Annotated in this window: 22 protein-coding genes; 18 read left to right on the top strand and 4 right to left on the bottom strand. The window is 61.1% G+C overall.

Going from position 1 to position 19,899, the window contains the following annotated elements; genetic code table 11:
* Window positions 1–132 precede the first annotated feature (132 nt).
* The 9 genes from BM275_RS11605 (at window position 133) to sthA (ending at window position 8,829) form a co-directional block, all read left to right on the top strand.
* Window positions 133–1,470 carry a Na(+)-translocating NADH-quinone reductase subunit A gene (locus tag BM275_RS11605; RefSeq protein WP_003299658.1) on the top strand — a complete coding sequence of 446 codons (1,338 nt, stop codon included), beginning with the start codon at window positions 133–135 and terminating at the stop codon, window positions 1,468–1,470.
* A 3-nt stretch (window positions 1,471–1,473) separates the two neighbouring features.
* Window positions 1,474–2,685 (top strand): NADH:ubiquinone reductase (Na(+)-transporting) subunit B, encoded by a 1,212-nt coding sequence (locus tag BM275_RS11600; RefSeq protein ID WP_014820918.1) that lies wholly within the window; start codon window positions 1,474–1,476, stop codon window positions 2,683–2,685.
* Window positions 2,678–3,472, top strand: coding sequence for a Na(+)-translocating NADH-quinone reductase subunit C (locus BM275_RS11595; protein WP_014820917.1), 795 nt, complete (start codon window positions 2,678–2,680; stop codon window positions 3,470–3,472). Before BM275_RS11600 ends, BM275_RS11595 begins: the two co-directional genes overlap by 8 nt.
* A complete protein-coding gene (locus BM275_RS11590; RefSeq protein ID WP_173425604.1) occupies window positions 3,469–4,143 on the top strand; it encodes an NADH:ubiquinone reductase (Na(+)-transporting) subunit D in 675 nt (224 codons plus the stop codon). Before BM275_RS11595 ends, BM275_RS11590 begins: the two co-directional genes overlap by 4 nt.
* Complete coding sequence (gene nqrE, locus BM275_RS11585; protein WP_003283709.1) at window positions 4,143–4,751, top strand: NADH:ubiquinone reductase (Na(+)-transporting) subunit E; 609 nt, start codon at window positions 4,143–4,145, stop codon at window positions 4,749–4,751. The genes BM275_RS11590 and nqrE overlap by 1 nt, the downstream gene beginning before the upstream one ends.
* A gap of 12 nt (window positions 4,752–4,763) precedes the next feature.
* A complete protein-coding gene (gene nqrF, locus BM275_RS11580; RefSeq protein WP_172602804.1) occupies window positions 4,764–5,990 on the top strand; it encodes an NADH:ubiquinone reductase (Na(+)-transporting) subunit F in 1,227 nt (408 codons plus the stop codon).
* A gap of 130 nt (window positions 5,991–6,120) precedes the next feature.
* Window positions 6,121–7,044, top strand: coding sequence for an FAD:protein FMN transferase (locus BM275_RS11575; protein WP_041014590.1), 924 nt, complete (start codon window positions 6,121–6,123; stop codon window positions 7,042–7,044).
* Window positions 7,041–7,268, top strand: a complete 228-nt coding sequence (gene nqrM / locus BM275_RS11570; protein ID WP_003283705.1) for a (Na+)-NQR maturation NqrM — start codon at window positions 7,041–7,043, stop codon at window positions 7,266–7,268. Before BM275_RS11575 ends, nqrM begins: the two co-directional genes overlap by 4 nt.
* Window positions 7,269–7,434: 166 nt before the next feature.
* Entirely contained in the window at window positions 7,435–8,829 is a 1,395-nt protein-coding gene (sthA, locus tag BM275_RS11565; protein ID WP_003299651.1) for a Si-specific NAD(P)(+) transhydrogenase, read from the top strand.
* Between the two features lie 145 nt (window positions 8,830–8,974).
* Here sthA and BM275_RS11560 read toward each other — a convergent pair whose 3' ends face one another.
* From BM275_RS11560 to BM275_RS11550, 3 genes are read right to left on the bottom strand one after another with little or no spacing between them, the layout of a single operon-like run.
* A complete protein-coding gene (locus tag BM275_RS11560) occupies window positions 8,975–9,697 on the bottom strand; it encodes a glycerophosphodiester phosphodiesterase (RefSeq protein WP_041014490.1) in 723 nt (240 codons plus the stop codon).
* Entirely contained in the window at window positions 9,694–10,002 is a 309-nt protein-coding gene (locus BM275_RS11555; protein WP_014820912.1) for a hypothetical protein, read from the bottom strand. Before BM275_RS11555 ends, BM275_RS11560 begins: the two co-directional genes overlap by 4 nt.
* A gap of 3 nt (window positions 10,003–10,005) precedes the next feature.
* Complete coding sequence (locus tag BM275_RS11550; RefSeq protein ID WP_082041321.1) at window positions 10,006–10,641, bottom strand: PilZ domain-containing protein; 636 nt, start codon at window positions 10,639–10,641, stop codon at window positions 10,006–10,008.
* Between the two features lie 36 nt (window positions 10,642–10,677).
* Between BM275_RS11550 and BM275_RS11545 the strand changes: the two genes are divergently transcribed.
* Genes BM275_RS11545 through BM275_RS11535 form a run of 3 tightly spaced genes read left to right on the top strand, consistent with a single transcriptional unit; the run spans window position 10,678 to window position 13,875 of the window.
* Window positions 10,678–11,925: a lipoprotein-releasing ABC transporter permease subunit gene (locus BM275_RS11545; RefSeq protein ID WP_041014489.1), complete on the top strand. Its 1,248-nt coding sequence runs from the start codon at window positions 10,678–10,680 to the stop codon at window positions 11,923–11,925.
* A 7-nt stretch (window positions 11,926–11,932) separates the two neighbouring features.
* A complete protein-coding gene (lolD, locus tag BM275_RS11540) occupies window positions 11,933–12,631 on the top strand; it encodes a lipoprotein-releasing ABC transporter ATP-binding protein LolD (RefSeq protein ID WP_041014488.1) in 699 nt (232 codons plus the stop codon).
* On the top strand, window positions 12,631–13,875 hold the full coding sequence (locus BM275_RS11535) for a lipoprotein-releasing ABC transporter permease subunit (RefSeq protein WP_041014588.1): 1,245 nt from the start codon (window positions 12,631–12,633) through the stop codon (window positions 13,873–13,875). The genes lolD and BM275_RS11535 overlap by 1 nt, the downstream gene beginning before the upstream one ends.
* A 6-nt stretch (window positions 13,876–13,881) precedes the next feature.
* Here the strand turns inward: BM275_RS11535 and BM275_RS11530 are convergent, their stop codons facing one another.
* Window positions 13,882–14,397: a DUF2062 domain-containing protein gene (locus BM275_RS11530; RefSeq protein ID WP_003299644.1), complete on the bottom strand. Its 516-nt coding sequence runs from the start codon at window positions 14,395–14,397 to the stop codon at window positions 13,882–13,884.
* Window positions 14,398–14,547: 150 nt separating this feature from the next.
* Here BM275_RS11530 and BM275_RS11525 point away from each other — a divergent pair, with 150 nt between their 5' ends.
* The 6 genes from BM275_RS11525 (at window position 14,548) to kdsB (ending at window position 19,898) form a co-directional block, all read left to right on the top strand.
* Entirely contained in the window at window positions 14,548–16,773 is a 2,226-nt protein-coding gene (locus tag BM275_RS11525) for a DNA internalization-related competence protein ComEC/Rec2 (RefSeq protein ID WP_031298329.1), read from the top strand.
* A gap of 71 nt (window positions 16,774–16,844) precedes the next feature.
* Window positions 16,845–17,477, top strand: a complete 633-nt coding sequence (locus BM275_RS11520) for a MotA/TolQ/ExbB proton channel family protein (RefSeq protein ID WP_031298327.1) — start codon at window positions 16,845–16,847, stop codon at window positions 17,475–17,477.
* Window positions 17,474–17,902: an ExbD/TolR family protein gene (locus tag BM275_RS11515; protein WP_014820907.1), complete on the top strand. Its 429-nt coding sequence runs from the start codon at window positions 17,474–17,476 to the stop codon at window positions 17,900–17,902. The genes BM275_RS11520 and BM275_RS11515 overlap by 4 nt, the downstream gene beginning before the upstream one ends.
* Entirely contained in the window at window positions 17,902–18,906 is a 1,005-nt protein-coding gene (gene lpxK, locus BM275_RS11510) for a tetraacyldisaccharide 4'-kinase (RefSeq protein WP_041014487.1), read from the top strand. The genes BM275_RS11515 and lpxK overlap by 1 nt, the downstream gene beginning before the upstream one ends.
* Before the next feature lie 45 nt (window positions 18,907–18,951).
* Window positions 18,952–19,137: a Trm112 family protein gene (locus BM275_RS11505; protein WP_003299639.1), complete on the top strand. Its 186-nt coding sequence runs from the start codon at window positions 18,952–18,954 to the stop codon at window positions 19,135–19,137.
* The gene (gene kdsB / locus BM275_RS11500; RefSeq protein WP_041014486.1) at window positions 19,134–19,898 is read left to right on the top strand and encodes a 3-deoxy-manno-octulosonate cytidylyltransferase; all 765 of its coding nucleotides are present in this window, start codon (window positions 19,134–19,136) and stop codon (window positions 19,896–19,898) included. The genes BM275_RS11505 and kdsB overlap by 4 nt, the downstream gene beginning before the upstream one ends.
* Window position 19,899 lies beyond the last annotated feature (1 nt).

The following is a 19,899-nucleotide window of genomic DNA, read 5'->3' as shown; positions in this document are numbered from 1 at the left end:
CGGATTTTTTACCTGGGTCCGCGACATGGTGTCGCGTCAGTAACGTATTGGCGCGCGCGGCGCAATCCTACTTTGCGCCATGCCGCTGGGCCTGCAAAAAAAGCTTTCTAAAATCAGTGGTTAGGCAAACCGATGATCAATATAAAACGAGGGCTTGATTTGCCCATAGCCGGTGCGCCGGCGCAGCGTATCGAGGCCGGCAGGCCCGTGCGCAGCGTCGCCGTCGTCGGCTTCGACTATCCGACCATGAAGCCAACCATGGCTGTTCAGGTCGGTGATCGGGTTAAGCTGGGGCAGATCCTTTTTTCCGACAAGAAGTCCGAAGGCGTGCATTACACCGCGCCCGGCGCCGGTGTCGTCAGTGCAGTTCACCGCGGCGAAAAGCGCGTGCTGCAATCGGTGGTCATCGACCTCGAGGGCGATGAAGAGGTCACCTTCACGAGCTATTCGCCAGCCCAGCTGGATGGTCTGAGCGGCGAACAGGTGCGTGAAAACCTGCAGCAGTCAGGCCTGTGGACCGCGCTGCGCACGCGGCCGTTCAGCAAGGTGCCGGCCGTCGATGCCACGCCTGCCTCGATTTTCGTGACCGCGATCGACACGCATCCGCTGGCAGCCGATCCGGCGATCATCATCGCTGAACAGCCTGAAGCCTTTGAAGCCGGACTCAAGGTCCTGACTAATCTGGCCAAGGTGTTCCTGTGCAAGGCGCCAAATGCCTCGTTGCCAGGCGAGTCCCTGGCCAAGGTTCAGGTCGAAAGCTTCAACGGTCCGCATCCTGCCGGGCTGGCTGGTACCCACATCCATTTCCTCGACCCGGTAAGCGCCAGCAAAAGCGTCTGGACCATCGGTTATCAGGACGTGATTGCCGTGGGCAAGCTGTTCACCAGTGGGCGTTTGTCGGTGGAGCGCGTTGTCGCCCTGGCCGGCCCGGTGGTCGAGCAGCCACGTCTGGTACGTGCCCGTCTCGGTGCCAACCTCGACGAACTGACCGCCGGTGAGCTGCAACCCGGAGCCAATCGCGTCGTTTCCGGCTCGCTGCTGGGTGGTCGTACCGCCCATGGTGCGTTCGCCTACCTTGGTCGCTACCACCAGCAGGTTTCCTGCCTGCGTGAGGGCAAGGAGCGCGAGATGCTCCATTACATGCGCCCGGGCGTCGACAAGCATTCGATTCTCAATATCTATATCTCCAAGCTGATGGCCGGCAAGAAGTTCGCCTTCTCTACCTCCACCAACGGCAGCCCACGGGCGATGGTGCCGGTAGGTAACTACGAAGAGGTCATGCCGCTGGACGTCCTGCCGACCCAGTTGCTGCGTGCACTGATCGTGGGTGACACCGAAGTGGCGCAGAAACTCGGTTGCCTGGAGCTGGATGAAGAAGATCTGGCGCTGTGCAGCTATGTCTGTGCCGGGAAATACGAATACGGCCCGATCCTGCGGGACAATCTGACCCGCATCGAGAAGGAGGGTTAAGGCATGGGCATTCGCGCATTCCTCGACAAGATCGAGCATCATTTCGAAAAAGGCGGCAAGTACGAGAAGTGGTACGCGCTTTACGAAGCGGCCGACACTTTCCTCTATCGTCCCGGCAGCGTCACCAAGACCACGGCCCACGTACGCGACGGCATCGACCTCAAGCGCATGATGATCACCGTCTGGATGTGTACCTTCCCGGCGATGTTCTTCGGGATGTGGAACACCGGCTACCAAGCCAACCTGATCTTCGCGCAGAGCCCTGATCTGCTCGCAGCTCAGGAAGGCTGGCGCTTCGGTCTGATCGGCGCACTGGCGGGCTTCGATCCGAACAGTCTCTGGGATAACTTCATCCAGGGCGCAGCCTACTTCCTTCCGATCTACGCGGTGACCTTCATCGTCGGTGGGTTCTGGGAAGTGCTGTTCGCTTCGATCCGCAAGCACGAGGTCAACGAGGGCTTCTTCGTTACGTCCGTGCTGTTTGCCCTGATCCTGCCGCCGAGCATTCCGCTGTGGCAGGTCGCGCTGGGTATCAGCTTCGGCGTGGTAATCGGCAAGGAAATCTTCGGTGGGACCGGCAAGAACTTCCTGAACCCGGCGCTTACTGCGCGGGCGTTCCTGTTCTTCGCCTACCCGGCACAGATGTCCGGTGACGGCGTCTGGACTGCGGTCGATGGCTATGCCGGCGCAACTGCGCTGAGCCTCGGCTTCGTCGGCGGTATCGAAAACGTGATCGACAACGGCATCACCTGGATGGACGCCTTCGTCGGTACCATTCATGGCTCGATCGGTGAAACCAGCACGCTGGCAATCTTCATCGGCGGCGTGATCCTGATCGGTAGCAAGATTGCCTCCTGGCGCATCGTTTCCGGTGTGATGCTCGGCATGATCGGTCTGAGCTTCCTGTTCAACCTGATCGGTTCCGACACCAACCCGCTGTTCGCTATGCCCTGGTACTGGCACATGGTCGTCGGTGGCTTCGCCTTCGGCATGATCTTCATGGCGACCGACCCGGTGTCGGCCTCCATGACCAATACCGGCAAGTGGGTGTTCGGCATCCTGATCGGTGTGATGGTCGTGCTGATCCGTGTGGTCAACCCCGCCTTCCCGGAAGGCATGATGCTGGCGATCCTGTTCGCCAACCTGTGTGCGCCGCTGATTGACCATTTCGTCATTCAGGCCAATATCAAGCGGAGGCTGGCACGTAATGTCTAGTCAGAAAGAATCCACCGTTCGCACGCTGACGGTAGCCCTGTTGGTCTGCCTGGTGTGCTCCATCTTCGTGGCTGGCGCCGCCGTGGCGCTTCGCCCGACTCAGCAGGAAAACCGTCTGCTGGACAAGCAGCGCAGCATCCTGGCGATCGCCGGTCTGGGCGAGGCGGGCATGTCCGGTAATCAGGTCAAGCAGTTGTTCAACGAGCGCATCGTCGCCCGTCTGGTCGATCTGGAAACCGGCAAGTTCAGCGATGAATTCGAAGCCAAGACCTTCGATCCGCTCGCCGCTGCCAAGGACCCTGCGCTGTCCCAGGCGCTGCCTGGGGAGCAGGATATTGCCTCGATCAAGCGTCGCGAGCGTTACAGCACCGTTTATATCGTCGAAGGGCAGGGCGAGGGCGAGATCGATACGCTGATCCTGCCGGTTCGTGGCTACGGTCTCTGGTCGACGCTATATGGCTTCATGGCAGTCGAGGGTGACCTGAATACCGTTGCCGGCTTCGGCTTCTACCAGCACGGTGAAACCCCGGGCCTTGGCGGTGAGGTCGACAATCCGAAGTGGCGCGGCATGTGGCCCGGCAAGGAACTGTACGACGACAACGGCAAACTGGCGGTGCAGATCGTCAAGGGCGGTGTCGACCCTCAGAGCCCGAAAGCCGACCACCAGGTCGATGCCCTGGCCGGTGCGACCCTGACCAGCAACGGTGTCAATTCGCTGTTGCACTTCTGGTTGGGCGAGAACGGCTTCGGTCCATTTATCGCTAATCTGCGCGCTGGGGAGGCTTGATCATGTCGCAACCCACTGTCAAAGAAGTTCTGCTCAATCCGATCTTCAATAACAACCCCATTGGCCTGCAGATTCTCGGAATCTGCTCGGCGCTGGCGGTCACGTCCAACCTGAACACGGCGCTGGTGATGTCAGTGGCGCTGACGCTGGTCACGGCGTTCTCCAACCTGTTCATCTCGATGATCCGCAGTCAGATCCCCAACTCGATCCGCATGATCGTGCAGATGGTGATCATCGCCTCGCTGGTGATCGTGGTTGATCAGATCCTCAAGGCCTATGCCTTCTCGTTGTCCAAGCAGTTGTCGGTGTTCGTCGGTCTGATCATCACCAACTGTATCGTGATGGGGCGTGCGGAAGCCTTCGCCATGCAGAACCCGCCAATGCTGTCGTTCTTCGACGGTATCGGCAACGGTCTGGGCTACAGCGCCATGCTCATTGCGCTCGGCATCGTTCGCGAACTGTTCGGAGCTGGCAAGCTGATGGGTTACACCATTATTCCAGTTGTGAACGACGGTGGTTGGTATCAGCCCAACGGCTTGCTGCTGCTGCCACCTTCGGCGTTCTTCCTGATCGGCCTGTTCATCTGGGGCATTCGCACCTGGAAGAAGGAGCAGGTCGAGAAGCCTGCCTTCAAGATGGCGCCGCAAGTCTCGAACAAGGAGGCTTACTAATGGAGCATTACATCAGCCTGTTCGTCCGTGCGGTGTTCATCGAGAACATGGCGCTGGCGTTCTTCCTCGGCATGTGTACCTTCATCGCGATTTCCAAAAAGGTGGAAACCGCAATCGGCCTGGGTATCGCGGTCATCGTGGTACAGGCCATTACCGTGCCTGCCAACAACCTGATCTACACCTACCTGCTGAAAGCCGGTGCGTTGTCCTGGGCAGGATTGCCAGATGTGGACCTGAGCTTTCTCGGTCTGCTCAGCTATATCGGCGTGATCGCGGCCATTGTGCAAATCTTGGAAATGCTGCTGGATAAGTACGTACCTAGCCTCTACAACGCACTGGGCGTATTCCTGCCGCTGATCACCGTGAACTGCGCCATCATGGGCGGCACTTTGTTCATGGTCGAGCGTGATTACAACCTGGGCGAGAGTGTCGTCTACGGGTTCGGCTCCGGCGCATCCTGGGCGCTGGCCATTGCTTTGCTGGCCGGTATTCGCGAGAAACTGAAATACAGCGATGTTCCGGATGGGTTGCAGGGGTTGGGTATCACCTTCATCACCATCGGACTGATGTCGCTGGGCTTCATGTCTTTCTCTGGCGTACAGCTGTAAGGACGGAACGAACTGATGAGTTACGAAATTTTCCTCGCCATCGGTATGTTCACCGCCATCGTGCTTGCGCTGGTGGTGATCATCCTGGCTGCACGCGCCAAGCTGGTATCCAGCGGTGACGTGTCAATCGAAATCAACGGTGAGCGTACGATTACCGTGCCCGCCGGTGGCAAGTTGCTGCAGACCCTGGCCGCCAACAACATCTTCCTCTCGTCAGCCTGTGGTGGCGGCGGTACCTGCGCGCAGTGCAAGTGCATCGTCGAGAGCGGTGGTGGCGAGATGCTGCCTACCGAGGAGTCGCACTTCACCCGTCGTGAGGCGGGCGAGGGCTGGCGCCTGTCCTGCCAGACTCCGGTCAAGGCGGACATGAAGATCGAAGTGCCGGAAGAAGTCTTCGGCGTGAAGAAGTGGGAATGCACCGTCGAGTCCAACCCCAACGTCGCGACCTTCATCAAGGAACTGACACTCAAGCTGCCGGAAGGCGAGAACGTCGACTTCCGCGCTGGTGGTTATGTGCAGCTCGAGTGCCCGCCGCATGAAGTGCGTTACCGGGACTTCGACATTCAGGAAGAGTATCGCGGCGACTGGGACAAGTTCGACCAGTGGAAGTACGTGTCGAAGTGCGACGAGACCGTTATTCGCGCCTACTCCATGGCCAACTATCCGGAAGAGCGTGGCCTGGTGAAGTTCAACATCCGTATCGCCTCACCGCCGCCAGGCCGTGACGATATTCCGCCGGGCAAGATGTCATCCTATGTCTTCAGCCTGAAGCCGGGCGACAAGATCACCGTTTACGGACCGTTCGGCGAGTTCTTCGCCAAGGACACCGACGCCGAGATGGTCTTCATCGGTGGTGGTGCGGGGATGGCACCGATGCGCTCGCACATCTTCGACCAGCTCAAGCGCCTGAAGTCCAAGCGCAAGATGAGCTTCTGGTATGGCGCGCGCTCCATGCGCGAGGCCTTCTACGTGGAAGAGTACGACCAGTTGCAGGCGGAGAATCCGAACTTCCAATGGCATCTGGCCCTGTCCGATCCGCTGCCGGAAGATAACTGGGATGGCCCGACCGGCTTTATCCACAACGTGCTGTACGAGAACTATCTGAAGGATCATCCGGCTCCGGAAGATTGCGAGTTCTACATGTGCGGCCCGCCCATGATGAACGCATCGGTGATTAAGATGCTCACCGACCTCGGCGTCGAGCCGGAGAATATTCTGCTCGACGACTTCGGCGGCTAGCATGACCCGAGCGTCACTGCAGGCTCTCCATGCTGTCGTGTACCTCCGGCCCGTCATCGCTGTCGCTCTCGCGGCAGCCCTGACGGGCTGTCTGTTTCAGGACAGGGTCGAGGTCATCAGCGGCCCAACGATGGGCAGTACCTATACCGTCAAGTACGTAAGCAGCGGCGACGTCCCGTCCAGGGAGGAGCTGCACGGTGAAGTCGAGGCCATTCTCGGCGATATCGACAAACAGCTGTCCACCTACCGAAGCGATTCCGATGTCGAGCGCTTCAATGCGCTGCCCGCCGGAAGCTGCGAGCCGATGCCGGATACGGTGCGCGAATTGGTCGCAGCGGGCGATCAGCTATCGGCCGACAGCGATGGCGCGTTCGATCTTACACTCGAGCCATTGCTGAACCTTTGGGGCTTCGGTCCGCAAGGTCGTGCCGAACAGGTTCCATCCGCGGCGGATATCGAGGCGGCGCGGGCGTTGACCGGCCATCGGCATTTACGTATCGATGGCGATCAGTTGTGCAAGACGGTGGCGCTGCAGCTGGACTTCAACAGTATTGCTGCCGGTTATGCGGTTGATCGCGTTGTCGATCGTTTGAAGGCGCTCGGCGTAGAGAGTTACCTCGTTGAGATCACTGGCGAGCTCAAGGCTGAGGGCCGCAAGCCCGATGATTCACCGTGGCGCATAGCCATTGAAGCGCCCAGGGATGACCAGCGGGTTGCGCAGAAGATCGTCGAACTCGATGGTCTGGGCGTATCCACCTCCGGCGACTATCGAAACTATTTCGAGCAGGACGGCCGGCGTTATTCACATACCCTGGACCCGCAAAGCGGCAGACCGATCGAGCATCACCTCGCTGCGGTGACGGTCATCGATAAATCGACTTTGCGTGCTGACGGGTTGTCTACCGCGCTGATGGTGCTGGGGCCCGAGCGGGGGCTGGCACTGGCAGAGCGTAATGCGATCGCCGCGTTCTTCGTCGTGCGCGAGGGGCAAGGCTTCGTAACAACGAGCACCAAGGCTTTTGACGAGCTGTTCGGTGCGGGAGTAGAGCAATGACTTGGTTACTGGTTTTTCTGGTGATGCTGCTTGTGGTATTCGGCATGGCCATCGGCGTGATCATGGGCCGCAAGCCCATCGCGGGTTCCTGCGGGGGTATCGCCAATCTGGGCATTGAGAAGGAGTGCTCCATCTGTGGCGGTAGCCGCGAGAAGTGCGAAGAAGTGAACGAGGCGAAGAACGCGGGTAACGCCGATCTCGCCTACGACGCCACCAAGCGTTGATGTGAACCTTTGCGCGTCCAGGCAGCCCTGAGCGGACTTGCCTGGCCGGGCTCGCGGACGGGCACTGCGCGCGCAGAGCTTGAAAGAAGTGGCTGGTTTGCGTCTTTGGACATCGGCGAATTCGTTGACAGCAGCGGCGTCTCCCGCTGCGTTTTCAGGAGTGTATATGGCGGTCTATAACTACGATTTGGTGGTATTGGGTTCCGGTCCGGCCGGGGAGGGCGCGGCAATAAATGCCGTCAAGGCGGGACGCAAGGTCGCCGTGGTAGATAACCGTCCGCTGGTTGGGGGCAACTGCACACACCTGGGCACCATCCCGTCCAAGGCCTTGCGCCATTCGGTACGGCAGATCATGCAGTACAACACCAACCCGCTGTTCCGCCAGATCGGCGAACCACGCTGGTTCTCCTTTCCGGACGTGCTGAAGAGTGCCGAGAAGGTCATCAGCAAGCAGGTCACTTCCCGCACGAGTTACTACGCGCGTAACCGCATCGATACCTTCTTCGGGACTGCCAGCTTCTCCGATGAGCAGAGCGTCGAAGTGGTCTGCCTCAATGGCATGGTGGAAAAGCTGGTTGCCAGCCAGTTCGTCATCGCCACCGGCTCGCGCCCGTATCGACCGGCTGATATCGACTTCAATCACCCGCGTATCTACGACAGCGACACCATTCTTACTCTCAGTCACACGCCGCGCCGGATGATCATCTACGGGGCCGGCGTCATCGGTTGCGAATATGCATCGATCTTCAGCGGTCTGGGCGTGCTGGTCGACCTGATCGACAACCGCGAGCAGCTGCTCAGCTTCCTCGATGACGAGATTTCCGATGCGCTCAGCTATCACCTGCGCAACAACAACGTGCTGATTCGCCACAACGAAGAGTACGAGCGGGTCGAGGGGCTGGAGAACGGCGTCATCCTGCATCTCAAGTCGGGCAAGAAGATCAAGGCAGACGCATTCCTCTGGAGCAACGGACGTACCGGCAATACCGATAAGCTCGGGCTGGAGAACATCGGGCTCAAGGCCAACAGTCGTGGTCAGGTCCAGGTTGATGAGCACTACCGCACCGAGATCGGCAATATCTACGCTGCCGGCGATGTGATCGGGTGGCCGTCGCTGGCCAGTGCCGCTTATGACCAAGGCCGCTCGGCAGCGGGCAGCATCGTCGAGAATGACTCCTGGCGTTTCGTCGATGACGTACCGACCGGTATCTACACCATTCCCGAGATCAGCTCGATCGGCAAGAATGAGCGCGAACTGACCCAGGCGAAGATTCCCTATGAAGTCGGTAAGGCGTTCTTCAAAAGCATGGCGCGGGCGCAGATTTCGTTCGAGCCAGTGGGCATGTTGAAGATTCTCTTCCACCGCGAAACGCTGGAAGTGCTCGGTGTGCACTGCTTCGGTTATCAGGCTTCGGAGATCGTGCACATTGGCCAGGCGATCATGAACCAGAAGGGGCCGGCGAACAGCATCAAGTACTTCGTCAACACCACGTTCAACTACCCGACAATGGCCGAAGCCTACCGCGTCGCTGCGTTCGACGGGCTCAACCGGCTTTTTTGAGCAGCTCCGGCCGCTGGCCTGAGGCGGCTGGAGAGGGCGGCGACTCCCGTGATTGGCATTGGCCTAACCGGGAGAGCTTCTGATCAGGTGAGGGTGAGTCCGGCAGCGGCCTGCGCTGCCGGATCGTGCCGCGGTGTGTTGGCTGTCAGGATCGCGATAGCGTACTGACAGCCAGGCCGGGGTAGTCGGTGATCAGGCTGTCGACGCCGAAGTCGGCCAAGCGGCGCATCAGGGCCGGTTCATTGACTGTCCACACCGATACATGCAGGCCCTGTTTACGCGCTTTTTCCAGGCGCTCCGGGGTGCACAGCGTCCACTTCAATGCCAGCAGGCTGCAGCCATATTGACGGGCGACCTTCAGTGGGTCTAGCCAGTTGTACTCGGCTACCAGCCCGCGTGATATCTCCGGCGCCAGCCGGTTCAGCGCGCGGAGGACTTCACGAGAACTCGACGTGACGGTGATGCGATCGAGCAACCGATGCTGTTCGGCCAGCTCCTTGATCGCCATGACCGTACGCGCGGCGCGCACCCGTGAAGCACTCTTGACCTCAAGCTGCCAGTGCTCGAAATCGCATTTTTCGAACAGCTCGCTCAGCCTCGGAATAGGGCTGGGTGTCTTCCAGCCAGGCCCGCCTTCCCGGGCGTCGTAGTTCACAAGCTCGTCGGCATCATGTTGCAGGACTTTTCCCCGGCGACCGGTGGTGCGCTTGAGTGTCGGGTCGTGGATGACCATCAATTCGCCGTCGCGGGAAAGATGCAGATCCAGCTCGCAGCGGCGCACGCCGTGCTGGAGGCATTGCTCGAAGCTCACCAGGGTGTTTTCTGGCGCTTCGCCCTTGGCGCCGCGATGGCCGTAGATGAGTGTCACGGTTGCAAGTCTTCCTTAGGGGGTGATGGGGTGCGTTGATGATGGCGCACGCTGTTGATCACCCGGTCGCCTTCGAAGTACACGGAAAACTCCCGGTAATCCCAGCGGGTGATCGGCGGCTGGCCGACGGCGGGTCGCTCTTCATCGGCCAGGCCGAAGCGGTCCAGAACCTGGTTCTTCGAGTCGCCACGAGTCGGCATGGTCATTTCCGGCAGGCCTTGTTGGCCAACAGGTATCCGAATGTCTTCGGCGAACAGGGGGGGACTGAATGTCAGTACGAGCAGCAGAGTCGCCAGGCGGCGCATCGGTCAATCTCCTTGCAGGCTTTCCAGGGCCAGGCGCCGCTCCAGCGCCTGTTTCTGCAGGATATGTCGTGCGAGCAACTGTCGCTGTGCATCAGTCAACGCTTCGAACTCTGTGCCGATATCGTAACGCCCGTCATCCATCGGCGTGCAGTAGATGACCCGCGCGGCCAGCACAAGGCCAAGCCCCTGGGGCAGCAGAATCAGCTTCAGCGTGAGCCCCTCTTTTTCAGCCTTGGGCTGCTCGCTGGCGAAGCTGATACCGCCTTCGGACAATATCACCGGCTGCGGTGCGCCCTGATCTTTCAGCAAATCCTGCGCCAGTGCCTGGCCCAGAAGTTCGATTCGTTTGTTCTGCACCTTCAGGTAGTTGGCCAGTGTGCGATTGCTCTCGGCAATCTGCCGCAACAAATGCTGCGCTTCGAAATCGAGCTGATGCAGCTCGCCGAGCAGGCTGAAAAGCGGCGGTAGGGGCGCTGCGTCGGCCTCCTGGCCTTGGTCGGCCGGGATGATTTCCAGTGCCACACGATCCTCGATACGGTAGTATTCGCGGCGTTCTTCAGTGTCTTGTGTCGGCATGGCGATACCCGGGATGCAGTAATGGCCAGAGTGTATCAGGCCCCGCGGTGACGTCAGCTGCATGTTGTTTTTTCCCCCGCCAGCGAACCCGTCGATCTTATGTTCAGACCGCTGTCCGTCTTTATCGGCGCGCGTTACACCCGCGCCAGACGTCGTAGCCTCTTCGTCTCCTTCATCTCCCTGACATCCATGATCGGGCTCGCCCTGGGTGTGCTGGTGATGATCGTCGTGCTTTCCGTGATGAACGGCTTTGATCACGAGATGCGTACCCGCGTGTTGGGCATGGTGCCCCATGCGACGATCGAAAGCCCGACGCCAATCGGCGACTGGCAGACACTTGGGAAGCGCCTCGAAGGGCACTCCCAGGTCGCGGCGACGGCACCTTTCATTCAAAGCCAGGGGTTGCTGACCCATCAGGGGCAGGTGACCAAAATCCTGATCAACGCCGTGGACCCCGAGGCCGAACGGCGGGTTTCGATCATCGACCAGTTTTTCCGTGAAGGTTCGCTGGACGATCTCGCCGCAGGCGAGTTCGGCATCGTCATCGGTGACAAGGCTGCGACCAAGCTCGGTGTCGGCGTGGGGGACAAGATCACCTTCGTGGCGCCCGAAGTCATCGTGACTCCAGCTGGGATGTTCCCGCGCATGAAGCGTTTTACCGTGACCGGAATCTTTCATGTCGGAGCCGGCGAGATCGATGGCTACGTTGCGCTGGCGAACATCGCTGACATAGCACGGCTGCAGCGCTGGAAGCCGGACCAGGTCCAGGGGGTTCGTCTGCGTTTCGACGACCTGTTCCAGGCGCCGCGCATTGCCTGGGAGCTGGCCGGCCAGCTCGGCGATGATTTCTATTCCCGTGACTGGACCCGCACCCATGGCAACCTGTACCAGGCGATTCGCATGGAGAAGGCCATGATCGGACTGTTGCTGCTGCTGATCGTGGCGGTGGCGGCGTTCAACATCATTTCGACGCTAGTGATGGTAGTAACCGACAAGCGCGGCGATATCGCCATCCTTCGCACGCTGGGCGCGACGCCGAAACAGATCATGGCGATATTCATGGTCCAGGGTACGGTGATCGGCGTCGTCGGCACCTTGGTCGGGGCGCTGCTGGGCATGTTCACGGCGGTCAATGTCAGCAGCTGGATCGCTGCCCTGGAACGCCTGATCGGACACAAGTTTCTCAGCGCCGACGTCTATTTCATCGACTATCTGCCGTCACGGCTGATGGCGGCCGACGTCATCCAGGTCTGTGTTGCTGCGCTGGTCCTGAGTTTCCTCGCGACCCTGTATCCGGCCTGGCGCGCTGCGCGCACCCAGCCGGCAGACGCGCTACGTTATGAGTGAACAGGTTATGAACGAGCTTTCTTCGCAAAAGCACGCGGTGCTGAGCTGCCGCAATCTTGGCAAACGCTACGACCAGGGTCCGGAGTCGGTGGAAGTGCTGTCCGGCCTGCAACTCGAGTTGTTCCCGGGGCAGCGCGTTGCCATCGTCGGCAGTTCCGGCTCGGGCAAGAGCACCCTGTTGAACCTGCTTGGCGGGCTGGATACGCCCAGTGAGGGCAGTGTCTGGCTGGCCGGTGAAGAGCTTTCGGCGCTCAACGAAAAGGATCGCGGGTTATTGCGTAACCGAGCGCTGGGCTTCGTTTACCAGTTCCATCACCTGCTCGCCGAATTCACTGCACTGGAGAACGTCTGCATGCCGTTGCTGATCGGGCGGACGCCGATCCCGGAAGCGCGGCAGAAGGCCGCTGCGCTGTTGACGCGTGTCGGACTCGGGCATCGCCTAGAGCACAAGCCGGCGGAGCTCTCGGGCGGTGAACGCCAGCGTGTGGCGATTGCACGGGCGCTGGTGAACGAGCCGGCGCTGGTACTGCTCGACGAACCTACCGGAAACCTTGACCATCACACGGCGCAAGGCATCCAGGACCTCATGCTGGAGCTCAGCAAGTCGTTGCAGACCGCCTTCCTGGTGGTTACCCATGACCGTCAGCTTGCCGCGCAGATGGATCAGATTCTGCGGTTGGAAGACGGACGTCTGGTGGTCGAATGATGTTCAGGCCTCTGAGTGTCTTTATCGGCAGCCGCTACACCCGTGCCAAGCGGCGCAACCATTTCATCTCGTTCATCTCCCTGACCTCGCTGATCGGCCTGGCACTTGGCGTGTTGGCGATGATCATGGTCCTGTCCGTGATGAACGGATTTCAGCGCGAGATGAGTTCGCGCATTCTCGGGATGGTGTCCCACGCCACCGTCATCGGTGATCAGCCATTGGACGACTGGCAGGCCGTTGCGTCGCGCCTGTCGGCGCATCCTCAGATTGTCGGCAGCGCACCCGTCACCCAGCTCGAAGGCATGCTGTCATTCAAGGGCAGCATGCAGCCGATTCAGATCAGCGGTATCGATCCGCAGGCTGAGGCGGATGTTTCCATCGTCGGTGATCGCCTCGTCGGGGGCAGTCTGGATGCGCTGAAACCGGGTGAGTTCGGCGTCATCATCGGCTTGATGACCGCCCGGCGCTTCGGTCTGAAGCTGGGCGACAAGTTGACGCTGATCGTGCCGGAAGTGAGCTCCTCGCCCGGTGGAGTCACGCCTCGCATGCAGCGGCTGAATGTGGTTGGCGTTTTCAAGGTGGGCGCCGACCTGGACGGCAGCCTGGGGATGATCCACCGCGCCGATGCTGCGCAGATCCATCGTTGGGCGCCGCAGCAGGTGCAGGGCGTGCGGCTCAAGCTGAGCGACCTGTATCGGGCGCCGGAAGTGGCAGCGCAGGTGGCTGAAATGCTCGGTGATGGCTACCGCGTGGAGGACTGGTCTTATACGCAGGGCAGCCTATTCAGCGCGATGAAGATGGAAAAGACCATGATTGGCCTGTTGTTGATGCTGATCGTTGCGGTGGCTGCCTTCAATATCATTGCGACGCTGATCATGGTCGTTGCCGACAAGCGAGCCGATATCGCGATTCTGCGCACGCTTGGCGCGACTCCACGGCAGATCATGGCGATCTTCATGGTTCAGGGCAGCATCATTGGCTTCAGTGGCACCGTGATAGGCGTGATTCTGGGCGTACTCGGTGCGCTGAACGTAAGTGCTCTGGTGGCCTGGCTGGAAAAAGTGTCAGGCCAGCATATCTTTAGTTCCGACGTCTACTTCATCAGCACCCTGCCATCGGAGCTGCGTCTGGAGGACGTGGTGCTGGTATCGGTCGCGGCGCTGACCTTGAGCTTCTTGGCTACGCTCTATCCGGCATGGCGAGCCGCGCAGACCCAGCCGGCCGAGGCACTGCGCTACGAGTGATGGCCGTTAGCGCCGGCCGTTCTGTCGCCGGCGCCAGCTGCGCCCGACCCACCAGCGCCAGTAGGCCTGAGTTAGAACGTAGCCGAGAATGGCGAAAACGACGCCCGAAACCAGCGAGCCCAGATACAGCGGCTGCCAGTTGTGCTGCAGCATGTGACTTACCCAGGCCAGGCTCAATTCTGCCGGCATGTCAGAGGCCGGTGTATCCAGCAGCCAGGTTCCGACCTTGTAATTGCAATAGAACACCGGAGGCATGGTCAGCGGGTTGGTCAGCCAGACCAAACCTACCGCGATGGGCAGATTGGCTCTCGCGGGAAGCGCACAGACGGCCGCCGCGAGCATCTGCATGGGCATCGGAATCATCGCCCAAAACAGGCCGATAGCCATGGCTCGCGCCACCGAGTGCCTATTGAGATGCCAGAGATTGGGATCGTGAATCAGCGCGCCGAGAAAACGCAGGGACTTGTTAGTCTTGATGCGATCGGGGTGCGGCATGTAGCGTTTGAAAAAGCGACGCGGCATGAAGGTTCTCTGGCAGGCTGCAGCCCGGCGATTATGCCTCGAATCGCGATGCGGCGCTGACAGGAGTTTTGTGACATTAGGTCTACGCCCGCGACAAATTGACCATCCGCCCACAGCGGTCCCGGAATGGATTCCAGGAGTCGAAAAAGCATGCGCACATGGATGTTGGCGCTCGCGGCAGGCCTCGTCTTGCCCCGTTTCTTACCGGCGTTGCCCTCTGTCTGGATCTTGTGCGTGCTTGGCGTGCTGGGGGGCTTGCTGCTTTCGCGTCGGCGCTGGGCGTCGTCTGGGTTGCTTCTCCTCGGGTTCGCCTGGGCATGCTGGCAGTGCCAGAGTGCCATTGATGATCGCCTGCCCGTTTCGCAAGATGGCCGGACATACTGGATCCAGGGGACGGTCAGTGGATTGCCCACCAGCACGGGCGATGTCGTGCGCTTCGAGTTGGAGGATATCGAGTCGAGGCATGCTGGGCTGCCATCGAAGGTGCGTCTGTCCTGGTACGGCGGCCCGCAAGTGCGGGCCGGCGAGCGTTGGCGGCTTGCGGCTCGACTGAAACGTCCGCGTGGCCTGGTCAATCCGCATGCGTTCGACTACGAAGCCTGGTTGCTGGCGCGTCGCATTGGCGCGACCGGTTCGGTCAAGGCGGGAGAGCGCCTCTTCGCGCCGCACTCCGTGAATAGTTGGCGCGACCGCTTGAGGCTCCGTCTGATGGAGGTCTCCGCGTCCGGTCGACAAGGCGCGATCGCGGCACTGGTGGTCGGTGATGACTCCGGCCTGAGTCGTGAGGATTGGCAGGTGTTGCAGGACACCGGCACGGTGCACCTGATGGTCATATCGGGACAGCACATCGGCATGCTGGCTGGCTTGCTATACGGACTGGTTGCGCTAGCAGCTCGATGGGGCTTCTGGCCCAGCCGTTGGCCCTGGCTTCCATGCGCATGCGCGTTGGCTCTCGCTGGTGCGCTTTCCTATGGATGGCTCGCGGGGTTCGATGTGCCGGTGCGTCGTGCGTGTCTCATGGTCGCCGTGGTCCTGCTCTGGCGCTTGCGCTTTCGTCATCTGGGTGTCTGGCAGCCGCTGTTGCTGGCGCTGAATGGTGTCCTGCTGGTCGATCCCCTGGTCTCGTTGCAGCCGGGGTTTTGGCTCTCATTCGGGGCCGTTGCGGTGCTCGCGCTGGCGTTCTCCGGTCGGCTCGGCCGATGGAAGTGGTGGGCGACGCTGACGCGCGCCCAATGGGCAGCTTCCCTCGGCCTGCTGCCTCTGTTACTGACGTTGGGACTGCCGGTCAGCGCCAGCGGGCCTTTGGCCAATCTGATTGCCGTACCCTGGGTAAGCCTCACCGTTCCCTTCGCGCTGCTCGGTACGTTGCTTCTGCCGTTGGGCGCTATCGGCGAGACGCTACTCTGGTTGGTCGGCACCTCGCTGGCGCTGCTGTTGGAGCTGCTGTCCGCCATGGCTACCTGGCAACCCGCCTGGCTGGCGGTCGGTATACCCATCTGGGCCTTGCTGATGATTGGGCTGGGTGTGCTGTTGATGTTATTGCCGTCAGGTGTGCCGGTGCGTGCGCTCGGACTGGTGCTCCTGGCGCCGTTGGTGTATCCGCCGTATTCCGAAGTAGCCGAAGGACGGGCGCAGGTCTCGGTGCTGGATGTGGGGCAGGGGCTTTCGGTACTGGTGCGGACCCGGGAGCACGCGTTGCTCTACGATGCGGGACCGAGACAGGGTGATTTCGATACCGGCGAGCGTGTCGTGTTCCCGTCGCTGCGAAGCCTGGGCGTGAAGAGGCTGGACATACTGCTGCTGAGCCATGCGGATAACGATCATTCCGGTGGCGCTCAGGCGATCCGTCGACTGCTTCCGGTCGCGCGGACCGTCAGTGGGGAGCCGCAACGACATGCGACCGATCTGAATGCCAAGCCCTGTGAAAACGGTGCCGAGTGGCGGTGGAACGGCGTGCGTTTCAGTCTCTGGCAATGGCAGGCGGCCCGGGAAAGCAATCAGACGTCATGCGTTCTGCTGGTCGAGGCCAATGGCGAACGGGTGCTGCTTACCGGCGATATCGATCAGGCCGCGGAGCAGGCGTTGCTGCTCAGCGGACAGGATGTAAAGGCGCAGTGGTTGCTATTGCCTCATCACGGCAGCCGCAGCTCATCGTCGGAGCCATTCCTGCGAGCGGTGGAACCGAGCGCCGCGCTGATCTCGCGCAGCCTGCACAACGCTTTCGGTCATCCTCATCCGACTGTGACCGCTCGCCTCGAAGCGTCCGCAATCGACGTTTACGACACCGCCTTGCACGGCGCGATCCGCATCGATCTCGGCGATTTCTCGGTGGCGGAGATACAGCGTGCGGAACGTCGGTTTTGGCGGGAAAAATGAGAACGGCGGCCGTCGGCGACCCCGCGACCCTATGCTAGAGTGGCGCCACTTTTTCGAGGGGGATTCATCTCGTGTGGGAGCTGGTCAAAGCAGGCGGCTGGATAATGCTGCCAATCATCCTGTGTTCCATCGCCGCCGCCGGCATCGTTGCTGAGCGCCTGTGGACGCTGCGCCCGAGTCGTGTCACGCCGCCGCATCTGCTTGGCCAGGTGTGGAAGTGGATCAAGGACAAGAAACTCAGCAACCAGAAGCTCAAGGAACTGCGCGCGGATTCGCCTTTGGGTGAGATTCTTGCCGCCGGCCTCAGCAACTCCAAGCGTGGTCGCGAGATCATGAAGGAATGCATCGAGGAAGCCGCGGCCAGGGTCGTTCACGACCTCGAGCGTTACCTCAACGCGCTGGGCACCATTGCCGGCATCGCGCCCTTGCTCGGCCTGCTGGGTACGGTGCTGGGCATGATCGAAATCTTCAGTGCCTTCATGGACTCGGGCATGGCCAATGCGCCCCTGCTCGCCGGCGGCATCGCCAAAGCGCTGATCACCACCGCGGCGGGCCTGATGGTCGGTATCCCAGCGCTGTTCTTCCATCGTTTTCTGCAACGCCGCGTCGACGAGCTGGTCGTTGGCATGGAGCAGGAAGCGATCAAGCTGGTGGAAGTGGTGCAGGGCGACCGCGATGTCGATCTCGGTGAGGACAAGGCGTGAAATTCCGTCGCAAACCCCGGGAGAACGTGGAGATTGGGCTGGCACCGCTGATCGACGTGGTCTTCATTCTGCTGTTGTTCTTCGTGGTCACCACGACCTTCACCCGTGAAACGCAGCTCAAGGTCGATCTTCCGGAAGCCGCCAGCGGTACACCGCCGCAGGATGCCGAGGTCCGCCAGCTGGAAGTGCTGATCGACGTGGCAGGCAATTATTCGCTCAACGGCAAAGCGCTACTGAAGAGCGACCTCAATTCGCTGATGGCGGCGTTGAGCAAGGAATCAGGCGGCGACAATCGGCTGCCGATGGTCATCAGCGCCGATGGCAAGACCCCGCATCAGGCGGTGATCACCGCGATGGATGCCGCCGGCAAGCTGGGCTTCGGCCAACTGCGCATCACCACGGTCGAGGCGCAGGCCTCTCCCTGATGTCATTCGCCGATCGCCTGCAACGCGCCTGGTATCAGGGGCATCCGGCCCTATGTGTGCTGGCTCCGCTGGAGCTACTCTATCGGCGCGTGGTCGAGGCAAAGCGACGGCGCTTTCTCAAAGGTGAAAGCGCTGCCTATCGCGCACCAGTGCCGGTCATCGTGGTGGGTAACATCACCGTAGGTGGAACAGGCAAGACTCCACTGATTCTCTGGCTGATCGAGCATTGCCGTAGCCGCGGGCTGCGCGTCGGCGTCGTCAGCCGCGGCTACGGTGCCAAGCCGTCGGCGCTGCCCTGGCGCGTTCAACCCGAACACTCGGCGGAGCAATCAGGCGACGAGCCGCTGTTGATCGTGCAGCGTACCGGCGTACCGCTGATGATAGATCCCGACCGATCACGCGCGGTACGGTGCCTGCTGGAGACCGAATCGCTTGACCTGATCCTTTCCGATGATGGCCTGCAGCACTATCGGCTGGCCAGGGACCTCGAACTCGTACTGATCGACGCGGCACGCGGGCTGGGCAACAGGCGCTGCCTGCCGGCTGGCCCCTTGCGCGAACCGGCCGAACGCCTGAATAGCGTGGATGCTGTGCTGGTCAACGGCACCGATTCGGATACCGCCGACGGCTATGCGTTCAGCCTCAAGCCGGTCGCGCTGGTCGAACTGTGCTCCGGCGAGCGCTGGCCTCTCGATCACTTTCCCGCCGGCCAGCTGCTGCACGCGGTGGCTGGCATCGGCAACCCGCAGCGTTTCTTCACCACGCTCGAAACGCTACACTGGCGTCCGATTCCGCACCCCTTCGCCGATCACGCCGCCTACAGCCAGGAGCAGCTGGAGTTCAGCCCAGCCCTGCCGTTGGTGATGACCGAGAAGGATGCGGTGAAATGCCGGGCATTCGCACCGCCGGGTTGGTCATATCTTCAGGTGCACGCCGTACCTTCTGCGGCTTTCGTCACCTGGTTCGACGGCCAGTTGGCGCGATTGCTGCCCGATCACTCTTAAGCCGCTCGCACTGCCATCGCAGTCGAACGCTTCCAAGGACTGCGCATGGATACCAAACTGCTCGACATACTGGCCTGCCCACTATGCAAGGGGCCGCTGAAGCTGACCGATGACAAGTCGGAACTGATCTGCAAGGCCGACGCCCTGGCGTTTCCCGTGCGCGATGGCATCCCGGTGATGCTCGAGAGCGAGGCCCGTACGCTGGACGTGGATGAGCGCCTCGACAAATGAGCACTGCCTACACTGTCGTGGTTCCCGCCCGCTATGCCTCGACCCGCCTGCCTGGCAAGCCGTTGCAGGACATCGCCGGCAAGCCGATGATCCAGCACGTGTGGGAGCAGGCAAGCAAGAGCACGGCTCAGCGCGCGGTCATCGCCACCGACGACTCGCGCATCGTCGATGCCTGCTCGGCATTCGGTGCGCAGGTTGTTTTGACCCGCCCCGACCACAACTCCGGCACCGACCGGCTGGCTGAGGTGTGCGAGCAGCTTGGTCTGCCGAGTGACGCCATCGTGGTCAACGTGCAGGGCGACGAGCCGCTGATTCCCCCGGCAGTCATTGATCAGGTTGCCGCCAATCTGGCTGCGCACCCCGAGGCGGCCATCGCCACGCTCGCCGAACCATTGAGCGATGTGCAAGCGCTGTTCAATCCAAACGTGGTAAAGGTGCTCTCGGACACCAATGGCCTGGCGCTGACCTTCAGCCGGGCGCCGCTTCCCTGGGCAAGAGATGCGTTTGCCGCCGATCGCAGCGTACTGCCTGTTGGCGTGCCGTACCGCCGGCACATTGGTATCTACGCCTATCGCGCCGGTTTCCTCGCTGATTTCGTTTCCTGGGGTCCTTGCTGGCTCGAGGATACCGAGTGTCTGGAGCAGTTGCGCGCGCTCTGGCACGGCCAGCGTATTCACGTTGCAGATGCGGTACAGGCACCGCCTGCGGGGGTGGATACCGCGGAAGACCTGGAGCGGGTCCGTCGTCTGCTGGGCGGCTGAG

It is taken from the genome of Stutzerimonas kunmingensis (assembly GCF_900114065.1).
Taxonomy (GTDB): Bacteria; Pseudomonadota; Gammaproteobacteria; order Pseudomonadales; family Pseudomonadaceae; genus Stutzerimonas; species Stutzerimonas kunmingensis.
Note: the sequence above shows the minus strand (reverse complement) of the source record. Positions and strands in the feature narration are given on the sequence as shown.